We start from the raw sequence: 2,152 nt of genomic DNA, 5'->3' as shown, positions 1-2,152 counted from the left end.
TGGAGGATTGACGCAGGCACTCCAACGAGGACCGACCCCACTGCGCCATCGGATACAATGTCCGGCCATGCAGCATTGGCGAAGATCGACCGGCGACTATTGGCCGGCCTTCCCATCCGGGCATCAGGACCCTTGCCTGAGCCAAGCCCGCCCACTTCTGCCCCGCAGCATGTCGCTCGGAGCCCTTCAGAGACATCCGGACCGGCCGCAGCATCTCTGCCCCATCGCAGGCACAGCGAATGGCGCGGCCCGTTGCTGCATTTCAATAGGATGTCTGGCGCTGCAGCGCGGTTTCTCCGGAGCAGCCATTGGTGATATCGCGCAGCAACTAGAGAGACCGAACTCACGGAATGAAGGATCAGAGAGTTCAAGAAAGTAAATCGCCGCAGCTTGCTTCAGCCAGTGTGCCTATAGACTACGGAGATATTAAGGAAAATGTCGCCACGCCATTGCTGCCGGGACCGAGGCGAATAGAATCTGGAGTTCCTCGATTAGATGGGCTTGGCGCTTCATCTCTTCCCAGACTGTGGGATGTGGCGAGCTCAGAAGGCTTGAGCGAATAGCATCGAGCTCGGAATTTTCTGCACCTTGCTCTGCCTTCGCCGCATACTCCGATAGCCGGGCGCGATAGCCGAGGTAGGCGTCCCGCCTCGTTGTCAACAGCAAGTCCCTGTTCAGACCGAGAAGCTCAATCGTAAACGTAGCCCGGGCTTCATCGAGAGGGCTTAGATCAAGTGCTTCCAGCACGAAGAATGTTCCCTGGAGGTCCATGTCAAAGAACTGCAGAGGATCCTCGGATCTCGGGTCAATCAGCGCGGGAAGACCATCCAACGGAGCAATTACCGGAGCACGCCGCGGCCGAGTGACATCAACCCTCACACCTGCGGCATCAATGATCGAGAAACTGTTGAGTTTACGTCCGTTGCAAGGCCCGCAGGCGTAGACGTAGTTTGGCCAACGAAAGACACTCTCGGGGTAAAGGTCTTTCGGCTTTACATGCTCTACCTCGTCTGCAGCCGAGTCTTCGCAATACGCGCAACGTACCGCTTCACCGGCCATTTTTGCGAGAGCCTCGCGAACGTTTTGGAAGATGGCATTGGTTCGACGATTGCGACTGCTGAATGCGCTCTTTGCCGTCGCAACCCTGTCCGAATAGTTTCCGGCCTGATCCATTTCCTCTTGGTAGTTGCCCAGTCCATCTAAGGTGGCCTGCGTTAAGCCCGGATCCCGCAACTTAAGCATCTCAAACGGTCGTAGCAGTGGTTGGGAGAATAGAACGAAGCTCGCTAAGGCGAGCTACGTCCTCTTTGCTTAGCTGACCGCGAATTTCTCGCCGGTTCAGGCCTGCTAACTCCTTCAATAACTCTGCGGACGCCTCTGAGCGCTCCACATCGCGTCCGAAGTGTTCAGTCCCATAGGCCTCGGTCAGGTTTCCGTTAACTAACCGATCAAAGTCTCTGCCCGTAATGCGCGTCGATGGCTCGTCACTTCCCGGAGTTGCAAGTCGCCAAATTGAGTTTTTACGGGCTGCGCGGCAGATAATATGACTGTGTGTAGTGACGAGAAACTGCACTTCCGGAAAACTGGCAATGAACCACTCGCCGATACACTCTTGCCAAGTTGGGTGGAGATGTGCATCACTTCGTCGATCAGAACCACGCCAGGCAAATCGATTGAAGTGGGCTCACCGCGTTCGAGAGCGGCCAACAAAGCTTCGCGCCCGTAGGCGGTGTCCATCGCACGCAGTATTTCAAGGTTCATCGCCAAAACAGAGCGGTAGCCGTCCGACATCTCCTCAATAGGGACGACCGCCCCATCGCCGTTGCTGATCATAATGCCGTCCGCGGTGATGCTTTCGAGATAAGCTCCGTGTGGAAGGAGATCTGAAGCGTTGAAAAACCGAATAACCCCCTGAACAAGCGACGATGCAGCCTGATCTTTTTCAAGGGCTTTGAAGCGAGCCCTGCGTATCCATTCCAACGCCTCGGAAAGGGCTACATCCTCCCCTAAAGCCGAAAGGTGAGGAGCAAGCTTGGGGTGACTGTAGTAAAGACGGTCATATTTGACCTGCCACGGGATTTTTCCTCCGCCGGCGATTAGAGTCCGACCCACCGAAGGGACGGACAATGAAGCGATCAAGATACAGCGAAGA

At 55.8% G+C, this 2,152-nt stretch carries 2 protein-coding genes; both read right to left on the bottom strand.

The genetic code is table 11. From position 1 onward, the window contains the following. Nucleotides 1-426: 426 nt before the first annotated feature. The gene (locus tag RM190_RS23250) at nt 427-1,242 is read right to left on the bottom strand and encodes a hypothetical protein (RefSeq protein WP_311761860.1); all 816 of its coding nucleotides are present in this window, start codon (nt 1,240-1,242) and stop codon (nt 427-429) included. Between the two features lie 198 nt (nt 1,243-1,440). Beyond that, on the bottom strand, nt 1,441-2,152 hold a 712-nt coding region (locus RM190_RS23245; RefSeq protein ID WP_311761859.1), incomplete at its 5' end, for a hypothetical protein.

It is taken from the genome of Paracoccus broussonetiae, from assembly GCF_031854425.1.
Lineage (GTDB): Bacteria > Pseudomonadota > Alphaproteobacteria > Rhodobacterales > Rhodobacteraceae > Paracoccus > Paracoccus broussonetiae.
The sequence above is the reverse complement of the archived record's forward strand: the minus strand, read 5'-3'. Positions and strand labels throughout refer to the sequence as shown.

Bases quoted from the DNA above. Each gene is read 5' to 3' on its own strand.
- RM190_RS23250 (WP_311761860.1), bottom strand. From the start codon at position 1,242: ATGCTTAAGTTGCGGGATCCGGGCTTAACGCAGGCCACCTTAGATGGA.